Annotated in this window: 4 protein-coding genes; 3 read left to right on the top strand and 1 reads right to left on the bottom strand. The window is 57.0% G+C overall.

The features are described 5' to 3' along the window. The first annotated feature begins 1,112 nt into the window (after window positions 1-1,112). Window positions 1,113-1,307, top strand: coding sequence for a 50S ribosomal protein L35 (gene rpmI, locus H5U08_RS13460; protein WP_297034019.1), 195 nt, complete (start codon window positions 1,113-1,115; stop codon window positions 1,305-1,307). 156 nt (window positions 1,308-1,463) lie between these two features. Beyond that, window positions 1,464-1,838, top strand: a complete 375-nt coding sequence (rplT, locus tag H5U08_RS13455) for a 50S ribosomal protein L20 (RefSeq protein WP_297034016.1) — start codon at window positions 1,464-1,466, stop codon at window positions 1,836-1,838. A gap of 182 nt (window positions 1,839-2,020) precedes the next feature. Here the strand turns inward: rplT and H5U08_RS13450 are convergent, their stop codons facing one another. Beyond that, on the bottom strand, window positions 2,021-2,782 hold the full coding sequence (locus tag H5U08_RS13450; RefSeq protein WP_297034013.1) for a TylF/MycF/NovP-related O-methyltransferase: 762 nt from the start codon (window positions 2,780-2,782) through the stop codon (window positions 2,021-2,023). A gap of 298 nt (window positions 2,783-3,080) precedes the next feature. Between H5U08_RS13450 and H5U08_RS13445 the strand changes: the two genes are divergently transcribed. Next, the coding region (locus H5U08_RS13445) for a hypothetical protein (RefSeq protein ID WP_297034009.1) at window positions 3,081-3,317 on the top strand (237 nt) is incomplete at its 3' end.

The raw sequence follows: 3,317 nt of genomic DNA, 5'->3' as shown, positions 1-3,317 counted from the left end.
GTGAGCTTCGTTCCGGACACCAACCCTTCCGGCAAAACAATTTTGGGAAGCCAAAAACGCTTGACCGATGCCTGGAGTCCGATTTCGCGTGGAACATACTTCCGCCAAATCGCTCCCATGCCATGCTCAGTTCTGTGATACTGAAATGTAGACCACCGTTCAGGGTACCGGAAGCGTTATCGCCGTGCCCCTATTTCGTCCGAAAGGGGGAACACCCGCATTCTTTGCATAAAAGGCAATTCTGGACCCGCGCAGCGATCCGGGGACCGTTGGACAATGCGGTGATGGCCGCCGAAAAACATCAGCATGGCAATCGCAAAAGTGCCTTTTGCCTCCACCCGAAAGAGATCCTGCACTGGAAAGAGATTTACCCGACGGGTGATCGAACTCTTACAGGGGCGATGCAATAATCAAATCACGAGATCGCTGAGCTAGATTTTTCTGGCAGCGACGGATATACTGACTTGAGGCCCATGGTCTGAAGCAGACCTCGACCGTCCGCCTCCCCGCAGCCGAGCGTATGCCAGACCCACTGGGCCTGTTTTTGTCTGCCAATAGCCCGCCTCGATCGGGCAGGTTCAACCGCAGGGGCCTTCTGATTCACAACAAGGCGGATAAACCTGGCATTATCACCAAATGTCTTCAGGCAGGGACACCGCCCCGCGTTATAGCACGTGCCTTCCCTCCGCCATGCCCTGACTCAATCTCCTTTGCCCACTGGGACGCGGACCGCCACAAGAGTCCGGATGGGAGCGAGATTCAACCCGGAGGGACCCGCCTGTCAGGTCCGCTTTTCCAGCTTGGATTATCGATTTCACTGGTCCGGCTCCAATTCTTTGGTTCAATTGCTGGTGAGACGGTAGGGGCAATTCATGAATTGCCCCTACAACGAATTGTCCCGGTGGGATATGGTAGGGATTTGTGAAAATGGGGAACGGGGATCTGTCAGCGCCATGCCCGCTTCACGCGCCGTCCCGCCCCGGGTAAAATGGGTGTTTTCCCTACGACTATTGCCGGCTTGCCCTGCCAGGCGACCAACCCCACTGGGGCGGCGCCATCCCAGCAGGGTAGAGTTTTGGTTTGACGTCTGGAAAGAAGGTTGTTTTTATTCCATGCCCAAGCAAAAGACAAAAAAGGCTGCGGCAAAACGGTTTAAAATCACGGCCACAGGAAAGGTGAAGCACCGAAGTGCCGGGACGAGCCACCTGGCGACGCGGAAGTCCAAAAAGCGGCGTCGGCAGCTTCGGGGTACGGATGTCCTTTCCAAAGTGGAGGCCAAGCGGATCATTCCGCTCATTCGCACATGATGGGCGCCGTCGCCAATTGGGTGACCGTCCGTGCAGACTGGTGCCTTTGATGAGTGGAATCCGCGGGTGTTGGTCGGAATACTGCGGGACGGGCAGGGTCAAACGCCTTCAGGACACTGAAGGGGCCTCGTTCCCGCTCGCTAAGGGAGTCCTACCATGCGAACCAAAACGAGTGCAACGCGCAGACGTCGTGTAAAAAAGCTCTTTCGTCGAGCAAAAGGTTTTGTCGGCGGACGCCGGCGGCTCCTGCGGACGGTTAAGGAGACGCTGATCCGGGCGGGGGTCTATGCCTATCGTGACCGCCGGGTTCGCAAGCGCGAATTCCGCCGCTTGTGGATTACCCGCATCAGTGCGGCTGTTCGCCAGCGTGGGATGCTCTACAGCCGATTCATCGACGGGCTGAAAAAAGCGGGAATCGAATTGGATCGCAAGAGTCTTGCCGAAATGGCCGTCAACGATCCCGAAGGATTCGACCGGGTCGTCGAGCAAGCCAAGGCCGCGCTTCAGGCCGCCGGCTCGCCCCTCTGGTGAGAAGCCTCTTCGGCGGCTTTTACGGAGCGGTCCCATCACACCAGGCGGGACGCGATTTCAATCGACAACCATTGACTGGCAGGAGCGGATTTGAGATTGCTCCTGCTTTTTTCATGCGCCGTCTCTATGTTGCGCTTTTGGACCAGCGACCCGGGTTGATTTTCACGACAAGAAAGCCGCTCTCACTCCCCCGTCTTGATCACCAGCGCGTGACCGTTGAGGTTGTGCACAACGACCCGGCCTGGCTGGCCGCGCAGACCATCCACGAAAGAGGCCAGCCCTGAACACTGGCTGAACCCATAATCATCGAAGACGACAATCCCGCCGGGTGAGAGCCTCGGCCAGACCCACCGAAAACAATCCGCTGCGGAGGCGTGAGTGTCCACATCAATATGACACAACCGAATGGGTTCAGGCGGGAGGAGAGGGCCAGTTTCATCCGGGAAAATCCCCGGGAGAATCTTGATACCGGCTACCCCTAACCTCTCGGCAAGATCCTCGACGATTTCAGGGGAGGCATCTGCGTGCTCCCCGCCTTTATAGAAGGGATCGTTCTGTGAGGCCTTCACGACACCCCTGAACGTGTCACACAGGTAAATTGGGGAATCCATCCCCAACTGCTGGGCCCGATAGGCCAGAAGAACGCCCGTCCCACCTCTCCAGACTCCGACTTCCAGGAGTATTCCCGGAACCGAGCAAACTTCCGGCACCAGCGTCCACAGTTCCCAGCACCGGTACCGGTCCACGAGCGTATTATTGCGGATCTTCTCGTAAACCGTCAGGAACCCCTCATCGCGCAACCATGGCGCGTAATCGGCATAGGGAAGAATCTCCTCCACGGGTGTACGACCGGCCGCAAAACGTGGAATACGACGGACCTCGAGCCCAAAACTGCGGATGAGATCTTTCGCAATCTGCCGCCAGTTTGCCGTACTTTTTACCATATGACGTGACTCTCTTTCTCGTCTGTGTGCACAACTTGTCTGCACACCTCAAGCTAGCCCTCGTTATCGGCTCTCTTCATGTCAAACTTTGACGATTTTTCAAACATCACAAATTCAATCGCCATTGATTAATGGAATGACAATGCGAAAATCCTGTTGCTGGATTCCGGTTGGCCCTGCGGTACAATGGAGCGCGTCCTGACCCTGCGGTCGGGTATAAACTGGCGCTTGTGGAGTGATTTGTCCAAGCTGAACGCGGGACTTTTTGCTGACTTATAGAAGCGAGGAGGTCCGGACTATGATGAACGTTTCGCGACGAGCGTTTTTGGCGGGGATGGCGGCAGCGGGGAGCGCTGCTTTGGCGGGTCGCTGGACGTTCGGCCACCCGCACATGCCCGACATTAAAAGCGGGGTGGATCGCATCACCCTGGGACGAACCGGTCTGAAGACTTCGGTACTGGGCATCGGCACAGGCACCGTCGGGGGAAGCCAGCAACTGGCGATGGGCAGCGACAACTTCACCAAAATGGTTCGC

The organism is Thermogutta sp., from assembly GCF_014359955.1.
Taxonomy (GTDB): Bacteria; Planctomycetota; Planctomycetia; order Pirellulales; family Thermoguttaceae; genus Thermogutta.
Note: the sequence above shows the minus strand (reverse complement) of the source record. Positions and strands in the feature narration are given on the sequence as shown.